The following is a 22372-nucleotide window of genomic DNA, read 5'->3' as shown; positions in this document are numbered from 1 at the left end:
GTCAGGACCTCAGTTCCAGGACGGTCTTGCCCACCCGGAACGGGGTCCCGGGGTCGAGCGGCACGGCCCGGGAGAGGCGCTGCTGGCCGACGAAGGTGCCGTTGGTGGAACCGAGGTCCTCGAGGAACCAGCGGGAGCCCTGCGGGAACAGCCGGGCGTGGCGCCCCGAGGCGTAGTCGTCGCCGAGGGGCACGGTGGCCTCGGGGGAGCGGCCCAGCAGCACCGGGGCGTTGCCCAGCGGGTAGCTGCGGCCGCGGAGCGGGCCGTCGAGGACGACCAGGGTCTGAGGGCGGGAGCGCTGCCCGGTGCTGGGGCCCGCGGCGGGCGGCACCGGGTCCTCCACGGCGCCCCGGCGCTCGGCGCGGGACCTCGTGAGCACCGCCGGGAGCTTCCCGCCGACCGCCAGGTCACGCCCCTGGCTGGCGACGATGCTGAAGATGAAGATCCAGAGCAGCGCCAGGAAGCCGAAGCGGAGCAGGGTGACGGTGAGTTCGGACATTCAGCGGTTCCCCTTCGGGGTCAGGAGGCGGAACGTGATCCTGGTCCGACCCATGGTGATCACGGAGCCGTTGACCAGCTCGGTGCGGCCGATCACCCGCTCCCCGTCCACGTAGGAACCGTTGGTGGAGCCGAGGTCCACGGCCACGAAGTGCTCGCCCTGCCGCCGGATCTCGAGGTGCTTGCGGGACACGCCGGTGTCCTCCACGGTGATGTCCGCCTCGGCGGAGCGGCCCAGCACGATCGAGTCCGCGTTGAGGGAGTAGCGCGCGCCGTCGACGTCGAGCACCGGGATCCAGTGCGGCGCGGGCACGGAGCGCGTCGGCTCCCCCTCGTCCTCCTCCCGGCGGTGGCCGCGGGCGATCCGCTGCCCGCTCGGGGTGGCGGGGGTGTTGGGGGACTCGGCGGTGCGCTGGGCCGAGGAGTGGACGCGGAACTCGCCGGCCTCCACCTCCGGGTTGCGGGTGAAGGACACCTTCACCGCCCCCTGGAGCGTGTAGGCCTGGCTGCGGGCGTGCTTGATGACGACGTCGCACAGCTCCTCCGCGAGCGGCGTGCCCCAGTCCTGGGCGCGCGGGAAGTCCTCGTCCGAGAACTCCACGACGAAGACGTTGGGGGCCATGGTGCGGCCGGCGGAGATCGTGAACGCCTCCTGGTCGAGCTCCCGCCGGAGGGCACTGGCGATCTCGACGGCCTCCACCCGCTTCCGGGAGCCGGTGGAGAAGGTGGCGCGGACGGCCTTCTCGATGTTCTTCTCGAGGCTCTCGAGGAATCCCATGCCGCCTCCTTCCTGGCGTCGATCACGGTGCGCATGCACCCGGTCCCGGGTCAGGCGTTCTCCAGGATAGTAGACGCGACGCCTGTGAGCCCGGTGGGGGGTCCGCGCCGGGCGGGTCAGCGCCCCGGTCACGTCCTTGCCAGGGGGTCCGCAGGGGAGAAGAATCCCGGGTATGAAGCACACTGACCGAAGGCACCTGTCCCTGGCGGCGCTCGCCCTCTCCGCCCTGCTCCTCACGGGCTGCGGCGGCGACGGGGGTGACGGCGGCGCCGGAGGGGACGGCACCACCGCCCCGGCGGAGACCGGCGCCCCGGCCGACACCGCCACCCCCGACGACAGCGCGAGCCCGGACGACACCGCCACCCCGGACGACAGCGCGAGCCCCGACGACGACGGCACCGCCACGGCCTCCGGCTCGGCCTCGCCCTCGGAGAGCCCCGGCGACGACGCCACCGGCGGGTCCGGCGGCGAGGCGGCCGTCGTGGCCTCCGCGGTCGCCGCGGCCGAGGACGCGGTGGGCGGTGACGCCCAGGCCTTCGAGATCGGACGGGAGGACAGCCCGGCCAGCTGGGAGGTCACCGTCGCCGCCGACGACCGCGAGCACCAGGTGTACGTCTCGCAGGACGGCGAGGACGTGATCAGCCAGGAGGAGGAGGGCGGCCTCGACAGCGACGACGGCGAGAAGCTCGCCCAGGTCCGGGTGCCCCTCGACGAGGGGCTGGCCACGGCGCTGGAGACGGTCAACGGCACGGTCGACGAGGCGCAGCTCGAGACGGAGGACGGCACGACCGTGTGGGAGGTCGAGATCGACGAGCCGGACGGCAACTCCGTGGACGTGTTCGTCAACGTCGAGGACGGCTCCGTGCTGAAGATCGACCGCTGACCCCGTGGTCGCGGACCCCAGCCGCACGGAGCGCCGCCGGCTGCGGCTGACGTTCCTGGGCCTGCTCATGGCGGTCCTGCTGGCCGCCCTCGACCAGACGATCGTGGCCACGGCGCTGCCCTCGATCGTCGGGGACCTGGACGGGCTCGACCGGATCTCCTGGGTGGTCACGGCGTACGTGCTCGCCGCCACCGTGGGCCTGCCGGTCTACGGGAAGCTGGGCGACCTCTACGGGCGCAAGCGGATCTTCCTGCTGGCCGTCGTGGTCTTCCTGCTCGGCTCCGTGCTCTCGGGCGCCGCCCAGGACATGACGCAGCTCATCGTCCTCCGCGCGCTGCAGGGCCTGGGCGGCGGCGGCCTCCTGATCGGGGCGCAGGCGATCATCGCGGACCTCGTGCCGGCCCGCGAGCGCGGCCGGTACATGGGCGTGATCGGGGCGGCCTTCGGTCTCGCCTCGGTGAGCGGGCCGCTGGTCGGCGGGTTCCTCACGGACCTCGTGAGCTGGCGGTGGGTGTTCTACATCAACCTGCCGCTGGGCCTGGTGACGCTCCTGTTCATCCCCCGCTTCCTGCACCTGCCGCACGTCCCCCGGGGACGGGTGCGCCTCGACGTGCTGGGCACGGCGCTGCTGGCGCTGGGCAGCGTGGCGTTCGTGCTCCTCACCACGTGGGCCGGCACGGCGTACGCGTGGTCGAGCCCGCGGATCCTCGGCCTCGCCGGGGCGGTCCTGGTGCTCGGCGTGCTGTTCGTGCTGGTGGAGCGCCGCGCCGCGGAGCCGATCATCCCGCTGCACCTGTTCCGCGTGCGCAACTTCGTGGTGCCCACCGCGGCGGCCGTCGGCATGGGCGTGATCATGTTCGCGACCATCACCTACCTGCCCACCTACCTGCAGATGGTCGACGGCGCCTCGGCCACCACCGCCGGCCTGATGATGATCCCCGTGACGGCCGGGATGCTCGTCGGCACGATCGGCACCGGCCGCCGCATCGCACGCACGGGGCGCTACAAGCACTGGCCCGTGCTGGGCTCCGCGGTGATGGCCGCCGGGCTCGCGCTGCTCTCGCTGATCAACGAGTCCACCCCGTACGCCCTGACGGCCGCGGGGATGGCCGTCACCGGTCTCGGCATCGGCTGCCTCATGCAGAACCTCGTCCTGATCGTGCAGAACGCGGTGCCGCCCGCGGGGCTGGGGGCCGCGACGTCGTCGTCGAACTTCTTCCGCCAGATCGGGGCGTCCTTCGGGATCGCCGTGTTCGGCTCCGTCTTCGTCGCCCGGCTCGACGACGCGCTCGGGGGCCGCGCCGTGCCCGCCCTCGACCTCGACGCCCTGAGCCCCCAGGTGCTCGCGGGACTGCCCGCCCCGGTGCAGGAGGCCGTCGCGCAGGCCTTCGCCCAGGCGCTGCCGCCGATCTTCCTGTGGGGTCTCCCGGTCGCGGCGGCGTGCCTCGTGCTGTCCCTGCTCATCGAGGAGATCCCGCTGGGCACGACCGTGCCCGCCGCGCGGGAGGAGGCGCCGGGGCCGGCCGCGGCGCCCGCCGGGGCCGAGCGCGGCGGTTCCGCTGGCTAGGCTGGTGCCGGAACCACCACCGGATGCCTCAGGAGCAGCTCATGACCGATCCGCGCCCGTTCACCACCGCCGACCTCTACGACGAGCGCGGGGAGCAGCTGATGTCCTGCCCGCGCCAGTTCCTCGACCTGGGCGGGACGGCCGCGTTCACCGGGCCGGTGCGCACGGTCCGCTGCTTCCAGGACAACGGCATGGTGAAGGCCGTGCTCAACTCCCCGGGGGAGGGCGCGGTCCTCGTCGTGGACGGCCACGGCTCCATGGGCACCGCGCTCATGGGGGACATGATCGCCGAGTCCGCGGTGCGCAACGGGTGGGCCGGGGTCATCATCAACGGCCCCGTGCGGGACCGGGTCGCCCTGGCCGGGCTGCCCCTCGGGGTCAAGGCCCTGGGCTCCAACCCGCGCAAGTCCGCCAAGGACGGCGTCGGGGAGCAGGACGTGCCGGTCGTCATCGAGGGCGTGACCTTCCGCCCGGGCCGGACGGTGTGGGCCGACGAGGACGGGATCCTCGTGGAGGGCTGAGCGCTGTCCGCTCCGTCCGGCGCCGTTCAGCCGGCGCGGTGGGTGAGCCGGCCGCCGCGGTAGGTCGCGCGCACGCCGATGTGCTCCACCGACCCGCCCCGCCGGTGCACCTCGAGGGGGTTCTCCTCCAGCACCACCAGGTCCGCGAGCTTGCCCGGGGCGAGCGAGCCGATCCGGTCGAACATCCCCAGCGCCTTCGCGGCCTCGGACGTGTAGGCGGCGAGGGCCTGCAGCACGTCGAGCCGTTCCCCGGCGGGCCCGAAGCGCCGTCCGTCACCGTCGAGGCGGTCGGTCCAGGCCTGGACCGAGCGCAGCACGTCGCCGTCGGCGACCGGCCGGTCGGAGCTGCCCGCCAGCCGCACCCCGGCGTCGAGGAAGCTGCGGCCCCGGTAGGTCCAGTCCGTGCGCTCGGGGCCCAGGAGCCGGCGGAACTGGGCGGCCATGGGGCGCAGGAAGCCGATCTGCGGGGTCACCACGATCCCCGCGGCCGCGAGCCGCGGCAGCTGGTCCGGGCGGGTGATGCTCGCGTGCTCGATCCGGTTGGGCAGCCGGTGGCGCCCGTGCTCGTCCTGGCAGCGGGTGATCACGTCGATCGCGAAGTCGATGGCCCGGTCCCCGATCGCGTGGGCGGCCACCGACCAGCCCGCGCGGTACGCCGCGTGGATCGCCTCGGCCATCTGCTCGGGGTTCTCCTGGAAGTAGCCCGTCGAGTGGCCTCCGCAGAACGCCTCGGTCACGGCGGCGGTCTCCCCGAGCAGCGAGCCGTCCACGAACACCTTGACCGGTCCGAGCCTGAGCTCGTCGTCGCCGAAGCCGGTGCGCAGCCCGAGGTCGAGCCCGCGCTCGGAGCCGTCCCCGAGGCCGCTGATCCCGTGCAGGACGTCCAGCACGGGCATCACCTGGGCCCGGGCGTGCAGGACGCCGGCGTCCCGGGCCTGCTGGTAGGCCTGCAGCTCGGAGGGGTTGTGCCCGATCCACCCGGCGCCCACCCCCGCCTCGGCGAACGTGGTGATGCCCTCGGCGGCGTAGCGGGCGGTGGCGCGGTCGAGCGCCGCCACGATCCGGTCCACCGGGTAGGGGCGGAACAGCTCCTGCACCACGGCCTGGGCGGTCTCCTCGACCAGGCCCGTGGCGCGGCCGGTGTCGTCCCGCACCACCCGCCCGCCCACCGGGTCCGGGGTCCCCGGGGTGAAGATCTCCGCCCGCCGCAGCGCCTCGGAGTTCACCACCGCCGCGTGGCCGGACGTGTGCCGGACGAACAGCGGCGTGCGGCCCGTGATGCGGTCGAGGACGTCGATGTCGGGCAGCGACCCGCCCACGGTGGCGGGGAGGAAGCCGGTGGCCATGAGCCACTCCTCGTCCCGCGGCTTCGCGGCCATGCCGCGCTCCAGGGCCGCGTACAGCTCGTCCAGGGATGTGCAGCCGGAGAGGTCCACCTCCGCCAGGCCGAGCCCGAACCACGCGGTGTGGCAGTGCGCGTCCACGAACCCCGGCAGCACGGTGGCCCCGCCGAGGTCCACGGTCTCGGCCGCCGGCACGTCCGGGTCGTCGAGGACCACGATCCGCCCGCCGTGCACGCCGAGGCTCGACGCCGTCGGGCGGTCCGGGTCCATGGTCAGGACCGTGGCGTTGACGAGCAGGAGGTCGAGCTGCATGGGGATCCTTTCCGCGGGAGTGACCCCATCGTGGCACCCGGGGCCCGGTCCCGCACATCGCCGCACGGCGCGGCCCGGCCCCGCCCGGCCCCGCCCGGCCCTGCCCCGCCAGGCCGGGCCCGGGCCGGGAGCGGTCAGCCCAGGGCGGCGACGAGCTCCGTGGCCTGCCGGATCGCCCGCTTGGCGTCCAGCTCGGCCGCCACGTCCGCCCCGCCGATGAGGTGCACCGGTACGGCGCCGGTGTCGTGGCCGGTCCCCAGCAGCGTGTCGTGCAGCCGCCGCAGCGGCTCCTGGCCCGTGCACAGCACCACGGTGTCGACCGGCAGCACCTGCTCGACCGGCTCCGTGCCGTCGGGTCCCGGCGCGGTGAGGTGCAGCCCGTCGTCGTCGATCCGCCGGTACACGACCCCGCTCAGGGTGCGGACGCCGCCGGCCCGGAGCGAGGTCCGGTGGATCCAGCCGGTCGTGCGGCCCAGGCCGGCCCCGAGCTTGCCGGGGGAGCGCTGCAGCAGCGTCACCTCGCGCGCCGGGCGCCCGGGCCGGGGCTCGACCAGCCCGCCCCGGGCGGACAGCGTCGTGTCGACGCCCCACGCGCGGTAGAAGTCCGTGCCGGCGGAGTGCAGGAGGAACTCGGCGACGTCGAAGCCGATGCCCCCGGCGCCCAGGACCGCGACCCGGCGTCCCACGGGCGCCCCGTGCTGCAGGACGTCCCGGTAGCCCACGACCGAGGGGTGCTCCACCCCCTCGATCGCGGGCACGCGCGGTTCCACGCCGGTGGCGAGCACGAGCCGGTCGAAGCCGCGCAGGTGCCCGGGCCCGGCCTCCGTCCCGAGCCGCACCTCCACCCCCAGTTCGGCGAGCCGCACCCCGTAGTAGCGCAGCGTCTCCGCGTACTCCTCCTTGCCGGGGATGCGCAGCGCCATCAGGAACTGCCCGCCGATCCGGTCCGCCGCCTCGAAGAGGGTGACGGCGTGCCCGGCCTCCGCGGCGCCGACGGCGAAGGCCAGCCCCGCGGGGCCCGCGCCGACCACGCCGATCCGCTCGGCCCGGCGGGTGGGGCCGAGGCGCAGCAGGGTCTCGTGCCCGGCCCGCGGGTTGACCAGGCAGGACGCCGTGCGGCCCGCGAAGGTGTGGTCCAGGCACGCCTGGTTGCACGCGATGCACGTGTTGATGGTGTCCGCCCGGCCGCGCGCGGCCTTGACCACGAAGTCCGGGTCCGCGAGCAGGGGCCGGGCCAGGGACACCATGTCGGCGTCCCCGTCCGCCAGGATCCGCTCCGCGGTCTCCGGGGTGTTGATCCGGTTCACGGCGACCAGCGGGATCCCGACCTCGCCCTTGAGCCGGCGCGTCACCCAGGAGAAGCCGCCGCGGGGGACGACCGTGGCGATCGTGGGGATGCGCGCCTCGTGCCAGCCGATGCCGGTGTTGAGCAGGGTGGCGCCGGCGGCCTCGACCGCCCGGGCCAGTGCCACGACCTCCTCGAGCGTGGAGCCGCCGGGGACCAGGTCCAGCATGGAGAGCCGGTAGATGAGGACGAAGTCCGGGCCGGTGCGCTCGCGGACGCGGCGGACGATCTCCACGGGCAGGCGCATCCGGTTCGGGTAGCACCCTCCCCACTCGTCGGTGCGGTGGTTGGTCTCGGCGGCGACGAACTCGTTGATGAGGTAGCCCTCGGAGCCCATGATCTCCACGCCGTCGTAGCCGGCCTCCCGGGCGAGCGCGGCGGTGCGGGCGAAGTCCTCGATGGTCCGCTCGATCTCCTCCGCGGTGAGCTCGTGCGGCACCACGGGGCTGATGGGGGCACGCAGGGAGCTCGGGGCCACGGCGGCCGGGGCCTTGGCGTAGCGGCCGGAGTGCAGGATCTGCAGGGCGATCCTGCCGCCCTCGGCGTGCACGGCGCCGGTCACCAGGCGGTGCCGGGCCACCTCCTCGGGGGTGCGCAGGAGAGCACCCCCGGCCCGGGTGGCGCCCTCGGGGTTCGGCCCCACGCCGCCCGTGACGATGAGTCCCACCCCGCCCCGCACCCGCTCCGCGTAGAACTCCGCGAGCCGCTCGAACCCTCCGGGCAGCTCCTCGAGACCGGTGTGCATCGATCCCATGAGCACCCGGTTGGGCAGGGTGGTGAAGCCCAGGTCCAGGGGTGCGAGCAGGCGCGGATAGGGCACGGTCATCTGATACTCCTCGTCTCAGGTACTTGGTCACCGTAGGCGAGGAGTGAGCCGCCTCACAAGCGCGGCACGGGCTCAGAGCGCGGCCAGCAGGTCCTTCCAGGCCGCGCGCCACCGCACGACGTCCTCCGCGGAGGCCAGGCCGGTGTGCGCGAGGGCCACCGTGGCGCGGCCACCGGCCTTGGCGCCGATGTTCGCGGAGACCCTGGACCCGTCGGCGAGGCGAGCCCGCCAGTAGCGCCACTTCGCGGTGGCGGCGGTGGTGGGCGGCTGCTGGAACGGGACGCCGCCGACCTCCGTGCGGCCGGCCATGAGCGCGCTCCACCGGGCGAGCGCCTCCTCCGGGTGCCGGTCACGGTGCGGCTCGCGCTCGCCCCGAAGGTGCCGTCCCCGGCCTGACCGGGCCGGCGGGCGCCCGTGTGCTGCTCGTAGGCCACCGCGACGGCCTGCGCCCACCACTCGTGGTTGTCGACGGCGCCCTCGAGCTGCTCGGCCACTCGGCGGGCGAGCTCGGCGTGGCCCATCGTCCGGGCGCCGAGCTCGTCGAGCCGGGCCGTCCAGGTCTCCCACGGGACGCCGGTGGCCCGCGCGATCCCGGCGGTGCTGGTGCTGCGGGTGCTCATGGGACCCAGGGCAGCGGCGGCGCGCCGGGTCAGTCCCCGGCCGTGGGGCCGGGGCCGCCTGCCCCCGCGCCGAAGTCCGGGTCGGCGGGGTCCGCGGCGTCCCCCGCGCTCGGCACGCGCTGGCCGGCGTTGGTCTGGCCCAGGGGGTCCGGGGCCGTCTCGAGGTCGCGCGCCGGGGTGTCGGGGACGCCGACGTCGTCGGCCAGGTGCGGGTCGTCGGGGAGCTGGTCGCCGGAGGCGGGAGTCGTGTCCATGGGCCCCAGCCAATCAGTGGCTCCGCGTCCTGGCAAGGCCCCGATCAGGCGTCCTGCGGCGGGCGCGCATCCCCTGGATATCGCGGACAGCGAAGCGGATGGACAGGGTGCTGACAGTGGGTGGGAGGCGTGCCATAGTGGGGGCAGAGGCCCGTCCCGCGGGCCGCCCGCAGTTGTCGAGCCAGGCCGCCGCCCCGCGGCGGCCGGAAACACGGAGACGAACTCATGGCCACCCCGAACCAGCGCACCGCCCCCTACACCGTGCCCGGCCTGTCCACCGAGAACGGTCACGAGGTCGCCCAGACGCTCCAGCAGCGCCTGCACGCCCTCAACGACCTCCAGCTCACGCTCAAGCACGCCCACTGGAACGTGGTGGGCCCCAACTTCATCTCGGTCCACGAGATGCTGGACCCGCAGATCGAGCTCGTGCGCGGCTTCGTCGACGAGCTCGCCGAGCGCATGGCCACCCTGGGCGTGGGCCCCTCCGGGCTGCCGGGCGATCTCGTCCAGGCCCGCACCTGGGACGACTACTCGGTCCACCGCGCCACCGGCGTGGAGCACCTCGCCGCCCTCGACATCGTCTACAACGGCGTGATCGAGGACCACCGCGACGCGATCCAGAAGGTCGGCGAGCTCGACCCCGTCACGGAGGACATGCTCATCGGCCACGTCAAGGAGCTCGAGCTCTTCCAGTGGTTCATGCGCGCCCACCTCGAGAACAGCGGCGGCGACCTCCAGCACGGCGGCGCCCGCACGGAGCAGGGCGCGGCGGAGTCCGCCGCCCAGTAGTCCGCCCCGCGACCGTGGCAGCCCACGCCCGCCCCGGCCCCGCCGACCCCCGTGGTCCGCGGGGCCGGGGCGCGTTCACGGCCATGACCTTCAACGTCCGGCGTCCCCTGCCGAAGTACGGCCGGATGGCGCCGGACGCGTGGTTCACCCGGGCCCCCGCCGTGCAGGCCGTGCTCCGGGCCCACCGGCCGGAGCTGGTCGCCCTCCAGGAGGTCCTCCCGGAGCAGCTGCACCACGTCCGGCAGGCCCTGGGGCCGGACCACGTCCTCCTGGGCGGGGGCCGGGACGCCGACGGCGGCGGCGAGCGGTGCCTGCTGGCCGTGGACACCGCCCGCTTCCGGATCGAGCGCTGGCAGCAGCGGTGGCTGTCCGCGCTGCCGGAGGTCCCGGGGTCGAAGGTGCCGGGGGACCTCTTCCCCCGCACCCTGGTGCTGGCCGACCTCACGGACCGGCGCACGGGAGTGGCCTGGCGGGTGGGCGCCACCCACCTCGACCCGTGGCCGGAGCGGGCGCGGCTGCGCCAGCTGGCCGCGCTCCAGGGCCTCCTCCTCGGGTGGGACGGCCCCCTGGTGCTCCTCGGGGACATGAACGCGGCTGCCGGCCGCTCCCGCACCTGGGACGCCGCGCTCGCCGGCGGGCTGCGGGACACCCTGCCCCCGGACGCCGCGGGGACCTTCCCCCGCTACCGGGAGCCCGGGGCCAGGACGCCGCGCCTGGACTGGATCCTGTACGGCGGCCCGGTCCGCGTGCTCGACGCCCGGGTCCTGGCCGAGCGTCCGCGCGGGGTGTGGGCCTCGGACCACTTCCCGGTGCGGGCCGAGCTCGAGCACGACGGCGGCCCCGCCTCCTGAGGCCGGGACCGCCGTGCCCGGCACGCGGCGCTCCCCAGGGCGGCGATCCGTGCTCCGCGTGCCATCCGCCGCCTCCCGGTGGTAGGAATGAGCCGTCCGCCCGGGAGCACCCGGCAGGTGCTCCGTGCGGCCGCCCTGCCGGTGCGCACCCGGTCGTGGGTGTCGTCCCACCCTGTGCACCCGGGACGGCCCGCCACCAGCACCGCGGGCCCGGCGTGCCGGGGTGGAGGACGTCCCGCCCCGGTCCGCGCGGGGCATCCATCGACAACGAACCGGCCGGCACGGACGTGCCGGCCAGGAGGTGCTCGTGACCTACACCGTGATCGCCCGGAGCGCGGACTCCCGCCTGCTCGGCGCCGCCACGGCGAGCTGCTCGCTCGCCGTGGGCAACGCCGTGCCGGCCCTCGTGCCCACCGCCGGGGTGGTCGCCTCCCAGGCGTGGACCAACCGGCGGCTGCGCTTCGAGATGCTCCGCACCCTGCACCACGGGGGCACGGCCGAGGAGGCGATCGCGGCCCTGACCGACGCCGACCCGGACCTGGCGCTGCGCCAGGTGGCCGTCCTGCCCGTGGCGGGGCCCGGCGCCCACCTCACCGGCAGCCTGTGCACGCCCTGGGCGGGGGGCGTGGCCGGGGCCGACTTCGTGGTGATCGGCAACTACCTGACCGGCCCGGAGGTCGTCGAGTCGATGCGCGCCGCGATGGACGAGGCGCTCACGGGGTCCGGGCCGACCAGCACCGAGATGGCCGGCGCGCTCCTGGCCTGCCTGCGCGCGGGCCGGGACGCGGGTGGGGACAGCCGGGGGCAGCAGAGCGCCGCGGTGCTCGTGGCCGACACGCTCGCGGGCTTCCAGTACCCCGTGCTGCTCGACGTCGACCTGCGGGCCGACAACTCGCCCACCCCGCTGGAGGACCTGGAGGAGATGCTCGCGCTGAAGGGCAGGGCCCACCCGGCGCCGGCCGAGGTGGTGCCCAGCACCGAGGTCCCGCACCGTCCCGAGGACGAGGGGCTCTGGTCGACGGTCCTGTCCTGACCTCCCTCGGGTGGGCGGCCCCCGCCGGGGTGGCCTACCCTCGGTCCATGAGTTCTCGTCGTGTCCTCCCGCCGGTGCGCTACGGCCCCGCGGCGGGCCTGACCGCGGTCCTCCTGGCGGGGGCGACGGTCCTCGCCGGCTGCTCCCCGGAGCCGGCCGGGCCGCCGGCGAGCGCTCCGGACGGGACCGGGGCGGCGTCGTCGGCCCCCGCGACGCCGGAGGCGGCCCCGGACCGGCTGGAGGTCGTGGTCACCGGCGACGTCCTGCTCCACCCGGGGCTGTGGGCGCAGGCCGAGGCGGACGGGGACGGGGACGGGGAGCTGGACTTCGGCCCGCTCGTGGAGGGCCTGCGCCCGTTCACGGAGGACGCCGGCCTCGCCGTCTGCAACATGGAGACCCCGCTCGCCGCGGCCGAGGGCCCCTTCTCCGGGTACCCCTCGTTCGAGGTACCGCCGCAGATCGTCCCGGCGCTGGCGGACCTCGGCTACGACGCGTGCACCACGGCCTCGAACCATGCGGTGGACGCCGGCCCGGAGGGCCTCGAACGGACCCTCGACGTCCTGGCCGACGCCGGGATCGCGACCACCGGCACGTACCGCGCCGCCGAGGACGCGCGGGAGCCGCTGGTCCTGGACGCGGACGGCGTGCGGGTGGGCCTGGTGACCGGCACCTACGGGCTCAACGGCAACGTCCCGGACGCCGCGTGGCGCGTGGACCTGCTGGACGTCCCCGAGATGGTCCGCAAGGCGCGCGCGGCCCGGGCGGCGGGGGCGGAGATCGTGCTGGCCGCGGTGCACGCCGGCGAGGAGTACTCCTCGGCGCCCGACCGGCAGCAGTTCGAGGTCACGCACGCGCTCGCCGACAGCGGGGAGTTCGACTTCGTCTACGGCCACCACACGCACTCGGTGCTGCCGATCGAGAAGCGCGGGGACACCTGGATCGTGCACGGCCTGGGCAACAGCGTCTCGGAGCACGCCACCCGGGTGCCGGTCAACAACGAGGGTCTGACGGTCAGCATGTCCTTCGCGCGCGAGGACGGGGAGTGGGTGGCCGGGGACCCGGTGTGGACCCCGCACATCCTCACCCTGGACCCGATCCGGTGGTGCGCGCTGCCGGCCGAGGACGTCTGCCGCTCCCGCGAGGAGGACGCGGCGTCCCTGGCGCGCACCGCGCGGACCGTGGGGTTGATGGGGGCGGAGGCCGACGGCGCCCGCCCGTGGCGCCCGCTCGCCCTCGGTCCCGCAGGGGAGTAGCGCTCAGTCCCGGTCGAGGGTGACGAGCGCCTGCACCGGGGCGTGGTCGCTGGGGTGGCCCCCCGCGAAGCGGGCGGTGTTGATCGCGGCGCGGCGCACCTGGACGCCGGGGCCGGCCAGCACCCAGTCGATCCGCTCCTCGCCCTCCACGGCCTCGCCGTAGTCCGGGAAGGTGCCCCACGCGGGGGTGAGCCGTTCCTCGGCGGCCGTCCAGGTGTCGGCGAGCACCCCGGAGCCCACGAGCGTCTCGTACGCCCCGGAGTCCCCCGCCTCCGCGTTGAAGTCCCCGGTGACCAGGGTGGGGGTGTGCGGGTGGAAGCTGTGCACGAGCTCGACCAGGGCCTCCGCGCTGCGGTCCCGGGCGGTCTCGGAGTCGTGGTCGAAGTGGGTGTTGACGAGCACGAGGTCGGTGCCGGTGCCGCGGTCCAGGAAGCGGCCCCAGGTGACGATGCGCGGGATGTCGTTGCCCCAGGTGGTGGAGCCGATGAGCTCGGGGGTGCCGGAGAGCCAGAACTGGTCCCACTCCACCAGCTCCAGGCGCCGGGCGTCGTAGAAGATCGCGGAGTACTCGCCCTTGCTGCCCCCGGCGCGCCCGTAGCCGACCATCCGGTAGCCGGCGGGCAGCGCCCGCTCCACCGCCGGCAGCTGGTGGTGGAGGGCCTCCTGCACCCCGAGCAGCGTGGGCTGCTCGAGCTGCAGCAGCCGCGCCAGCCGGGGCACGCGGTCGGGCCAGTGGTCCGGGTTCCCAGCGTGCGTGCCGCTGTGGTGGAAGCGGATGTTGTAGCTCATCACGTGCAGGGCGCGGCCCGTGGCGGGACCGATGAGCGGCACCGCGGGATCGGCGACGCCGGGGGTCGTGGAACGGTCGAGAAGGACGGTGTCTGAGGACATCACTGCTCCAGGGTGGGGGAGTGCGGGGGCGTCGTCGTCCCATGGTGGACCGGGCGGCCCGACCACGGTGCCACCGAGGGGGAACCCCCGGTGATCATCCGGTGAACTCGTGGGGTCCTCCACGGGGACCGCGGCCCCGTGGCCGGCGGTGCACGGCTCAGGCATCGGTCACCGCCACGGGAAAGTGCCGGATCTGCCCGGCGGCGAGCTCGTGGACCTCGCCGTCGACGTTCACGCGCACGGGCTCGGCGGGGCCGGGGGCGAGGTAGAGCCGCAGCCCGGCGCGGGTGACCTCGACCTGGATGGGCTGGTCCCGGTAGCTGATCGAGAAGGACACCTTGGGCAGCTGCGGGGGGATCGCCGGGTGCAGCCACAGCATGTCGTCCCGGACCTCCAGGCCCGTGTAGCAGCGGGTGAGGATGTCCACGGAGCCGGCCATGGCCCCCAGGTGCACCCCTTCGCGGACCGTGTCCCCCTGGGCATCCACGAGGTCGCTGTTGAGCGCCCGGGTGAGGAAGGACCAGGAGCTGGGGCGGTCCCGGCGGGCCTCGACCCAGGAGTGCACCACGTTGGAGAGCGTGGACCCGTGCGAGGAGCGGTCGCAGTAGAAGGCGACGGTGGCCCGGACCGCCTCCGCCGGGAAGTCGTAGCCCATCTGCCCCAGCAGCTCCCGCAGCTCCTCCGCGGAGAACAGGTACAGCAGCATCAGGACGTCGGCCTGCTTGGCCAGCCGGTAGTCGTTCGTGGAGCGCCCCTCGGCGTCGAGGATGAGGTCGAGGCGTCCGATGTAGCCGTAGCGGGCCCGGTAGTCCTCCCAGGCGAGCTCCGGCAGCTCCTCGTAGCCCTCGAACTGGGCGAGGACGCCGCCGGCCAGGAACGGCACCCGCAGCCGGGTGCGGACCCGCTCCCAGCGGGCCACCTCGTCCTCCCGCAGGCCCAGGCGCCGCCACAGGGGCCCGCCGTAGTCCTGGCCGAGACGCTCGACCATCTCGACCGCCCGCGCGAGCAGCCACGCCGTCATGACGTTGGTGTAGGCGTTGTTGCGCAGCCCCGAGCCCGGCGCGCCCGGGGCGCCGTCGTGGAACTCGTCCGGGCCCATCACCCCCGTGATCACGTACCGGTCGTCCTCGGGGTCGTGCACCGCGAGGCTCGAGAAGAACCGGGCGATCTCCACCACGAGCTCGGCGCCCTGCTCGATCAGGAAGCGGGTGTCGCCCGTGGCCTGGTAGTACTGCCACACGCTGTGCGCGACCGCCAGCCCCACGTGGCGCTGCAGCCGCGAGTGGTCCGGGATCCACCGGCCGGTGCGGGGGTTGAACAGCGCCCGCGGGGTCTCCTCGCGGCCGTCGCTGCCGCTCTGCCACGGGAACATGGCTCCCTCGTGGCCGGCCGCGCGGGCCGCCGCCCGCGCCTCGGGCAGGCGCCGGTACCGGTAGGCCAGCAGCGCCCGGGTCCACTCGGGCCGGCGGAGGGTGAGCATGGGGTAGACGAACATCTCGTCCCAGAACACGTGGCCGCGGTAGCCCTCGCCGTGCAGCCCGCGGGGCGGGACGCCGGCGTCCAGGTCCGGGTGCGCGGCCGCCACCGACTGCAGGACGTGGAAGGTGTTGAGGTTCACGGCCAGGCCCTGCTGGCCGCCGGCGTCGGTGGCCACGGCGAAGGCGGACCACAGGGCCTGCCACGCGACCACGTGGGCGGAGAGCAGCTCGTCGAAGCCGCCCGCCCGCTCCAGCAGCGTGGACGCGGCGTGCGCGGGCGTGGCGATCGCCCGGTCCTGCGAGGTCACGAGGGCCACGACCTTCTCGACCCGCACGGCCCGCCCCGGGTCCATCCGCAGCCGCAGCTCGTGGCCCACCACGCCGGGCGCGGGCCGGGACGGGACCCGGGAGAGCAGCCGGTCCTCCGTGCCGCTGCGGAGCACCCGGGTGCGGGCGGCCACGGCGATCCGGACGCCGGACCAGGACGTGGCCACCTCGACCCGTGCGGTCCCGTGGCCCAGGTCCTCGAGCCGGGCGTCGGCCAGGTGCCGGCCGGCCAGGGCGACGTGCTCCGCGACGTTGCGGTTGCGGACGTCGGCGTCCACGAGGCTGCGCACGGTCAGGGTCCCGCTCCAGTCCTCGGCCTCGAAGACCGTCTCCTGCCCCGCCAGATGGCGCTGGTCCTGGGAGACGAACCGGCGGGTGGTCACGCGGGTGGTGCGCCCGGCCTCGTCCCGGAAGCGCAGGGTGCGGGTCAGCACCCCGGTGCGCAGGTCGAGGTCCTGGTGGTGCTCCAGCACGTTGTCCGGGGTGGGCTCGAACCAGTAGCCGTCCTGGACGCGGTACTGCACCAGCAGCCAGTTGGGGGCGTTCACGAGGTCCTCGTGCTCCAGGACGAGACCGGCGGCCTCGGAGCGCAGCCGGTTGTAGACGCCCGCGAGGTAGGTGCCGGGGTAGTGCGTGCCGTCGGCCCGGGACTCGCTCGCGGCGCCGCGCACGGCCATGTACCCGTTGCCGAGGGTGCACAGCGACTCCCGCATCCCCTCGCGCGGCGGGTCGAGGCTGGCGTAGGTCAGGTTCCACGGGCTGCCCCCGCCGCAGCCGCCGGCCCAGTCGGAGTCCTCCGGGGCGGTGGCGACCGGGATGTCGAGGTCCGTGAGGTCGTCCACCACGAGGTGGGCGCCGGCGGCGAGCAGCCGGCCCCGCCGGCCCGCGCCGTCGAGCCCCACGACGAGCCCGAAGCCGTGGGTCACGGCGGTCCGCACCAGGCGGTCGCTGTCGCTGACCACCACGATGTGCTCGGGCTCCACCGCCAGCCGGCGGGAGGCGAGCAGCAGGGAGGCGGCCGGCGGGTGCGGGTCCGGCCCGTCCCGCGGCGGATCGGCCGCGACCACGATGTCCGCCGGCGGTCCCGCGCCCAGCTCCGGGTGGGTGGTGACCAGGGCCGTGAGCACGCCCTCGGCGCGCAGGCGGGCGAAGAGCTCGGCGGCCCCCGCCTCGTGGCGCGGGTGCAGGACTCCGCCGGCGGGGCGTATCGGGACCGGGGCGGCGTCGTCGCCGGCGCGGGCGGTGTCGTCGGGGCCCGGTGCGGCCCCCGCCGGTGCGAGGGCGAGCACCACCGCTCCGTAGGTGCTCCTGCCGTGGACGGCAGGCTGCTCCAGGACGCCGCTCATGCGGTCATTGTGCCACCTGCCTCCGTCAGGAGCCGGAGGCGGGCGGTGCGTCAGTTGATGGTGCTGAGACGGATGGTCTCGGGCAGCCCCAGGATCTGCTCGATGACCTCCCGGGTCACGCCGTTGCCGGCGTCCGTGACGAGGTAGCCGGTGTCCCCGCGGGTGGACAGCTGCTGGCGGTCGATGTTGATGCCGTGGTCGCCGAGCACGCTGTTGACTGTCGCCAGCACGCCCGGGACGTTGCGGTGCAGGTGCAGGATGCGGGTGCCGTTGACGGCGGTGTCCAGCTGGACCTGCGGCATGTTCACCGACAGGGTCGTGGAGCCCGAGGTCGCGAAGGACGAGAGCTTCCCGGCCACGAACCGTCCGATGTCCACCTGCGCCTCCTGCGTGGAGCCGCCGATGTGCGGGGTGAGGATCACGTTGGGCAGGCCCTGCAGCACCGAGGTGAACGGGTCCCCGGCCACCTTGGGCTCGTTGGGGAAGACGTCCACCGAGGCGCCGGCGATGTGCCCGCTGACCAGGGCGTCGCGCAGCGCGTTGTAGTCGACCACCATGCCGCGGCACAGGTTCAGGAACAGGGACCGGGGGCGCATCCGCTCGAACTGCTCCCGGCCGAAGAGGTTGTTGTTGCTGGTGCGCCCGTCCACGTGCAGCGAGACGGTCTCGACCCGTTCCAGCAGCTCCTCCAGCGTGTCGCAGCGCTGGGCGTTGCCCAGGGGCAGGCGGTCCACCACGTCGTAGTAGTAGACCCGCATGCCGAGGGTCTCGGCGAGCACGGACAGCTGGGAGCCGATGTTGCCGTAGCCCACGATGCCGAGGGTGCGGCCGCGGACCTCGTGGGCGCCCTCGGCGGACTTGTCCCACACGCCCTCGTGCATGCCCTTGTTCTTGTCCGTGAGGTGCCGGGCCATCGAGATGATCTCGGCGATCGCGAGCTCCACCACGGACCGGGTGTTGGAGTAGGGGGCGTTGAAGCACGTCACGGCGTGCTCGGTGGCGGCCGCCAGGTCGATCTGGTTCGTGCCGATGCAGAAGGCGCCCACGGACAGCAGCTGCGGGTGGGCCTCGAACACCTCCCGGGTCACGTGGGTCTTCGACCGGATGCCGAGCAGCTCGACGCCCTCGAGGGCGTCGACGAGCTCTCCGGTGTCGAGGGCGCCCTTGCGGGTCTCGACCTCGATGCCCTTCTCGGACAGGATGCGTTCGGCCTCGGGGTGGACGTTCTCCAGGAGCAGTGCTTTCACAGTCGCCCAGTCTATGGCTACGGCGCAGGGGATCGCGACGCCGGGCGTCACCCCGCGGCCGATGTGGTCCGGATCACCGGGCTCCGCGGGGGGCCGTCCCGCGCGGAGCCCGTGGACGTTCCGCCGGCGGACGCAGGTCTACCGAGCAGTACTTCCACTGTTGCGGGCCGGCCGGTGACGGACGTGTGCCATCGCGAATAGCATCGCGAGCACCCCCTCAGGCGCGGCCCCGGGCCGCACCGGCAGCCCCATCCCCCAGGAGGACCAGCACATGATCCCTCAGCACCGAGACCCCGCGACCGCACGCTCCTCGGGCCGCCCGCGCCGCCGGCGCCGGACCGCGGCGGCGCTCGCGCTCGCCGTCGCCCTTCCCCTCGGTGCGGCCGCACCTGCCGCCGCGGACGCGAACTTCCCCGCCACGGAGGGGAGGACCAGCATCTCGAGCATCCTGACCCCCGACGACGTGGAGCGGGAGCTGCAGAAGCTGGAGCGGACCAGCCGCCACGGTGTCGACGCCTTCACCCTGGCCGAGGCCGGCATGGAGGTGAGCACCTCCGAGCAGGGCCGGGACCTGTGGGTCGCGACCGTCGGCTCGGGGACGGAGCACGTGTGGCTCCAGGGCCGGATCCACGGCAACGAGCCCTACGGCACCGACGCCCTGCTGAGCCTGCTCAAGGAGCTCGGCACCAACGGCTCGTCCGAGTACGAGCTGCTGCGCTCGAGGTTCACCTTCCACATCATCCCCATGTACAACCCGGACGGCGCCGAGGCCAACATCCGGCACACCGTCCTGTGGGACCAGGTCTCCGGCGCGCCGGAGGGCGGGACGCCGCAGCGCATCGACCTCAACCGCGACTGGACGGCCGAGGGCTTCGCGGCCGACGAGTCCCGCGCCTTCTACGAGTACTGGACGACGGTCGACCCGGCCTGGGGCGTGGACATCCACCACCAGGGCCTCAAGACGCAGTACGGGACCGGCGACGACGTCACCCTGTCCCTGGGCATCTCCCTCGCTCCCGGCGGACCGACCCTGCCGGGGCTCGAGGGCGGCGTCTACGACCGGCTCACCCGGCAGATGAACGTGCACGTCTACGACGAGCTCTCGAAGTACGGCTCCATCAACATCGACCGCTACCAGGTGGGCGGCAGCTACGAGATCGACATCAAGGGCGGTGTCGTCTCGGCGATGATGCTCGGCCTGGACCACGGCGGGCTCAACCCCGAGGGGCACTCCCACCCGGTGGTGTTCTTCGAGACCTCGGGCAACTCCTCGGACGGCAGCCTCGGTCAGAAGGCCCGCGGCAAGAGCGTGCGGCAGAACGTGCTCGCCGTGAAGGAGCTGCTGCTCGGCCTGGCCACCGGGGAGGTCCAGCAGGAGGACCCGGAGCGCTGGGACGAGATCCCGCACGCCCCGGTCACCGGCTACCAGACCGACTACGCCGGGGTGATCCCGGTCGGCTGAGCCCGGCCGCCGGGGCCCGGCTGCTCCGGCCGGTCCGGGGGCATCAAAAAGGCGAAGCGGGACATCCGTCGGATGTCCCGCTTCGCCTGTGTGGTGCGCGAGGGGGGAGTTGAACCCCCACGCCCTTTCGGGCACACGGACCTGAACCGTGCGCGTCTGCCTATTCCGCCACTCGCGCTGATGGATCACAGCGGCGGACCGCTGTGGGCAACGACGACAATCCTACCCACAGTCGCCCCCGTTGGCCAATCGTGGTCTCCGGCCTGCTGTCAGTAGGCTTGCCGCATCCCGGTCAGGGGTCGACGAGGGCACACAGGGGGCACGGATGGAACCCGACAGGGAGAATCTCGAGGAGAAGCGCAAGGAGCTGGGCAGGACGGACGAGCCGCTCGAGGACGAGCTGGTCGAGGAGTTCGAGAACACGGTCACCGAGGGCGCCGAACGCCTGACCCGCACGTGGCGGGCGATGACCATCACCGGACTCTTCGGGGGCATCGACGTGGGGGTGGGCATCCTCGCCTACCTGGCGGTCAAGGAGGCCACCGGATCGGACCTGCTGGCCGGCGCGGCGTTCGGCTTCGGGCTGCTCGCGCTCCAGCTCGCCCACTCGGAGCTGTTCACGGAGAACTTCCTGGTGCCCATCTACGCCGTCGTCTCCCGGCACAGCACCTGGTGGCAGCTGGCGCGCTTCTGGACGGTGACCCTGCTGACCAACCTCCTGGGCGGATGGCTGTTCACCTGGTTGATCGTGGCGGGGTTCCCGCGGTTCCACGACGTCCTTGAGGAGTCGGCGACCAAGTACCTCGAGGGGGGCCTCACCGTGGAGTCGGCCGCTCTGGCGCTGCTGGCCGGCAGCACCATCACGCTCGGGACGCGGATGAGCCAGGGATCCAGCAACGAGGTGGTGCACACCGCCATCGCGCTCATCGACGGCCTGCTGGTCGTCGGGCTGGGCATGCTGCACGGTGCGCTGAACTCGGCGGTCATCTTCGGGGCGATGCACGCGGGCGCCGACATCTCCTACACGGAGTGGCTGGTGTGGATGCTGTGGGTCATCCCGCTGAACATGGTGGGCGGGCTCGTCATCATCACGATGCCGCGGCTCATCCGCACGCTCGAGCTGATCAAGAAGGAGCGCGGGCAGCAGGAGCGCGAGCACGCCGCCGACGGGCGGGTGGTCTGAGGCTCAGGCGACCACGAGCCCGGTGGTCAGGGCGAAGGCCCCCCACAGGCCCGTCAGGGCGAAGAGGGTGATCGGGGCGAGCAGCGCGATCTCCGCGGCCGAGCCGGCGTTGCCGATCAGCGGCACCGTGAGGAAGGACCGGTTCTTGTACACCGACCGGGGCAGGGGCAGCGGCATCCGCAGCGGGTAGAGCAGGTGGATCCCGCGCGTGGTCACCAGGTCCCCGGCCAGGTGGGCGACCACCCCCGTGGCCACGGCCGCGGCGAACCACCACTCGTGGGCGGGCGGGTGCAGCCCCACCAGGACGCCCAGCCCGATCCCCACGACCCAGTTGAGCTTCGCGACCCGGTCCGGCACGAAGGCGAGCACCTGCACCGCGAAGGCGATGAGGAGCACGGACATCACCGCGGCGAGCGGCCACACCCAGCCGAGGCCCTCGACCGGGATCCCGATCTTCTGCGCCGCGGCGGCCAGGCCGGTGAACACCGCCACGCCCAGCACGGAGTGGGTGCCGCGCCGGTGCCCGCCGGAGAGCCGGCAGATCCCGCGGGCCAGCCAGGTGGAGAGCGGGCGCAGGGACCGGGCCACGGTCCCGTCCGGGTGGTCGAGGTCCGGCAGCAGCGCCGCCCCGGCGGTGACGAGCGCCCCGGTGAGCACACCGGTGTCGCCGACGTCCAGGACGCCCCAGCCGATCGGGACGGTGAGGTCCTGGAGGTGCAGCTGGTAGTCGGCGGTCAGCGCCACCCATGCGGCCGCCCCGCAGGCCGCATGGCTCGGTCCCATCATGGAAGTGATGTCCTCCTCGGATTTTCGGTGCGGTGGGGTCAGGGCGACCTCACCAGCGGAAACACTAGGGTCCCGGCCGGACAGCACAGCGCCGGGGGCCGCCCGACGGGCGCCCGGTGACACCGGATCCCCCGGGTCCGTAGGCTGACGGCCAGGACTCCGCCGACGGAAGGACAGCGCCGTGCTCCGATCCGATCGCTCCGGTTCGGGGGCGCCCACCCTGCTGCTGCTCCCGGGGCTGCTGTGCACCCAGCGGCTGTGGGACCGGGCGCGGCCGCTGCTCGAGGCCTTCCACGACGTGCTCACGGTGGACCTGCCGGGCGTCGGCGGCGGCGACCTCCCGGAGCGAGCCGCCGACCTGGAGGCGTACGCGGACCGGGTGTGCGAGGTGCTCGACGCCGTGCGGGAGCACGGCGTCGCCGCCTACGCGGACCGGCAGATGCCCCGGACGTTCCGGGAGGACGCCCGCGAGGAGGACGTCGAGGCCGCGCTCCGGCAGGCCCGGGACTGGCCGGAGGACGCCGTGGTCCGGGCCCTGGAGGCCATGCGGGACCGGCCGGACCGCACACCCCTGCTGCTCGAGCACACCGAGCTGCCGGTGCTGCTCATCCAGGGGGACGACGACCCCGCGATCGACGCGCTCGACCCGGAGGAGGGCCACGTCACGCGGATCGTCACGGACACCGCGCACATGGGCGTGCTCACCGACCCGCACACCTTCGCGGGCATCGTGCACGGCTGGGTGGCCGACGAGCTCGAGCGCTCTGCCTGACCGGCCC

The 22372-nt window shown here is 74.1% G+C and carries 20 protein-coding genes and 1 tRNA gene; 10 read left to right on the top strand and 11 right to left on the bottom strand.

Going from position 1 to position 22372, the window contains the following annotated elements:
- Position 1 precedes the first annotated feature (1 nt).
- On the bottom strand, positions 2 to 499 hold the full coding sequence (locus E7Z53_RS13545) for an FHA domain-containing protein FhaB/FipA (protein WP_017834090.1): 498 nt from the start codon (positions 497 to 499) through the stop codon (positions 2 to 4).
- Positions 500 to 1276: an FhaA domain-containing protein gene (locus E7Z53_RS13540; protein WP_176337969.1), complete on the bottom strand. Its 777-nt coding sequence runs from the start codon at positions 1274 to 1276 to the stop codon at positions 500 to 502.
- 172 nt (positions 1277 to 1448) lie between these two features.
- Here E7Z53_RS13540 and E7Z53_RS13535 point away from each other — a divergent pair, with 172 nt between their 5' ends.
- From E7Z53_RS13535 to rraA, 3 genes are read left to right on the top strand one after another with little or no spacing between them, the layout of a single operon-like run.
- Positions 1449 to 2159, top strand: coding sequence for a PepSY domain-containing protein (locus E7Z53_RS13535; protein WP_035930236.1), 711 nt, complete (start codon positions 1449 to 1451; stop codon positions 2157 to 2159).
- Between the two features lie 4 nt (positions 2160 to 2163).
- Positions 2164 to 3726 (top strand): MDR family MFS transporter, encoded by a 1563-nt coding sequence (locus E7Z53_RS13530; RefSeq protein ID WP_176337968.1) that lies wholly within the window; start codon positions 2164 to 2166, stop codon positions 3724 to 3726.
- 41 nt (positions 3727 to 3767) lie between these two features.
- Positions 3768 to 4247 (top strand): ribonuclease E activity regulator RraA, encoded by a 480-nt coding sequence (gene rraA, locus E7Z53_RS13525; RefSeq protein WP_176337967.1) that lies wholly within the window; start codon positions 3768 to 3770, stop codon positions 4245 to 4247.
- 26 nt (positions 4248 to 4273) lie between these two features.
- On the opposite strand, the gene E7Z53_RS13520 is transcribed toward rraA, so the two are convergent.
- The 4 genes from E7Z53_RS13520 to E7Z53_RS13505 form a co-directional block, all read right to left on the bottom strand.
- Positions 4274 to 5902: an amidohydrolase gene (locus E7Z53_RS13520; protein WP_035930231.1), complete on the bottom strand. Its 1629-nt coding sequence runs from the start codon at positions 5900 to 5902 to the stop codon at positions 4274 to 4276.
- Positions 5903 to 6036: 134 nt separating this feature from the next.
- On the bottom strand, positions 6037 to 8073 hold the full coding sequence (locus E7Z53_RS13515; RefSeq protein ID WP_017834084.1) for an NADPH-dependent 2,4-dienoyl-CoA reductase: 2037 nt from the start codon (positions 8071 to 8073) through the stop codon (positions 6037 to 6039).
- Between the two features lie 72 nt (positions 8074 to 8145).
- Positions 8146 to 8382: a hypothetical protein gene (locus E7Z53_RS20020; protein ID WP_217905758.1), complete on the bottom strand. Its 237-nt coding sequence runs from the start codon at positions 8380 to 8382 to the stop codon at positions 8146 to 8148.
- Between the two features lie 340 nt (positions 8383 to 8722).
- Positions 8723 to 8947: a hypothetical protein gene (locus tag E7Z53_RS13505; RefSeq protein ID WP_017834082.1), complete on the bottom strand. Its 225-nt coding sequence runs from the start codon at positions 8945 to 8947 to the stop codon at positions 8723 to 8725.
- Positions 8948 to 9172: 225 nt separating this feature from the next.
- On the opposite strand from E7Z53_RS13505, the gene E7Z53_RS13500 reads away from it, so the two are divergent.
- The 4 genes from E7Z53_RS13500 to E7Z53_RS13485 all read left to right on the top strand — a co-directional run bounded on the left by E7Z53_RS13500 (position 9173) and on the right by E7Z53_RS13485 (position 12873).
- Positions 9173 to 9736 (top strand): Dps family protein, encoded by a 564-nt coding sequence (locus E7Z53_RS13500; RefSeq protein WP_176337966.1) that lies wholly within the window; start codon positions 9173 to 9175, stop codon positions 9734 to 9736.
- A gap of 14 nt (positions 9737 to 9750) precedes the next feature.
- Complete coding sequence (locus E7Z53_RS13495; RefSeq protein WP_017834080.1) at positions 9751 to 10587, top strand: endonuclease/exonuclease/phosphatase family protein; 837 nt, start codon at positions 9751 to 9753, stop codon at positions 10585 to 10587.
- A gap of 307 nt (positions 10588 to 10894) precedes the next feature.
- Positions 10895 to 11620, top strand: a complete 726-nt coding sequence (locus tag E7Z53_RS13490; RefSeq protein WP_017834079.1) for a DUF1028 domain-containing protein — start codon at positions 10895 to 10897, stop codon at positions 11618 to 11620.
- Between the two features lie 47 nt (positions 11621 to 11667).
- Positions 11668 to 12873, top strand: a complete 1206-nt coding sequence (locus E7Z53_RS13485; protein ID WP_217905757.1) for a CapA family protein — start codon at positions 11668 to 11670, stop codon at positions 12871 to 12873.
- A 3-nt stretch (positions 12874 to 12876) separates the two neighbouring features.
- On the opposite strand, the gene E7Z53_RS13480 is transcribed toward E7Z53_RS13485, so the two are convergent.
- The 3 genes from E7Z53_RS13480 to serA form a co-directional block, all read right to left on the bottom strand.
- Positions 12877 to 13764: an endonuclease/exonuclease/phosphatase family protein gene (locus E7Z53_RS13480; RefSeq protein ID WP_176337965.1), complete on the bottom strand. Its 888-nt coding sequence runs from the start codon at positions 13762 to 13764 to the stop codon at positions 12877 to 12879.
- Positions 13765 to 13921: 157 nt separating this feature from the next.
- Positions 13922 to 16915, bottom strand: coding sequence for a glycosyl hydrolase family 65 protein (locus E7Z53_RS13475; RefSeq protein ID WP_176337964.1), 2994 nt, complete (start codon positions 16913 to 16915; stop codon positions 13922 to 13924).
- Between the two features lie 50 nt (positions 16916 to 16965).
- Positions 16966 to 18162 carry a phosphoglycerate dehydrogenase gene (gene serA, locus E7Z53_RS13470; protein ID WP_017834075.1) on the bottom strand — a complete coding sequence of 399 codons (1197 nt, stop codon included), beginning with the start codon at positions 18160 to 18162 and terminating at the stop codon, positions 16966 to 16968.
- A gap of 271 nt (positions 18163 to 18433) precedes the next feature.
- Here serA and E7Z53_RS13465 point away from each other — a divergent pair, with 271 nt between their 5' ends.
- Positions 18434 to 19624 carry a M14 family zinc carboxypeptidase gene (locus E7Z53_RS13465; RefSeq protein ID WP_176337963.1) on the top strand — a complete coding sequence of 397 codons (1191 nt, stop codon included), beginning with the start codon at positions 18434 to 18436 and terminating at the stop codon, positions 19622 to 19624.
- 91 nt (positions 19625 to 19715) lie between these two features.
- Here the strand turns inward: E7Z53_RS13465 and E7Z53_RS13460 are convergent.
- Positions 19716 to 19802 (bottom strand) — tRNA-Leu (locus tag E7Z53_RS13460).
- Positions 19803 to 19949: 147 nt separating this feature from the next.
- Between E7Z53_RS13460 and E7Z53_RS13455 the strand changes: the two genes are divergently transcribed.
- Complete coding sequence (locus E7Z53_RS13455; protein WP_176337962.1) at positions 19950 to 20807, top strand: formate/nitrite transporter family protein; 858 nt, start codon at positions 19950 to 19952, stop codon at positions 20805 to 20807.
- A gap of 3 nt (positions 20808 to 20810) precedes the next feature.
- Here E7Z53_RS13455 and E7Z53_RS13450 read toward each other — a convergent pair whose 3' ends face one another.
- Complete coding sequence (locus E7Z53_RS13450; RefSeq protein WP_109222273.1) at positions 20811 to 21593, bottom strand: metal-dependent hydrolase; 783 nt, start codon at positions 21591 to 21593, stop codon at positions 20811 to 20813.
- A gap of 181 nt (positions 21594 to 21774) precedes the next feature.
- Here E7Z53_RS13450 and E7Z53_RS13445 point away from each other — a divergent pair, with 181 nt between their 5' ends.
- Positions 21775 to 22365, top strand: a complete 591-nt coding sequence (locus E7Z53_RS13445; protein ID WP_176337961.1) for an alpha/beta fold hydrolase — start codon at positions 21775 to 21777, stop codon at positions 22363 to 22365.
- The last annotated feature ends 7 nt before the right edge of the window (positions 22366 to 22372 follow it).

It is taken from the genome of Kocuria salina (assembly GCF_013368965.1).
Classification (GTDB): Bacteria; Actinomycetota; Actinomycetes; order Actinomycetales; family Micrococcaceae; genus Kocuria; species Kocuria rosea.
The sequence above is the reverse complement of the archived record's forward strand: the minus strand, read 5'-3'. Positions and strand labels throughout refer to the sequence as shown.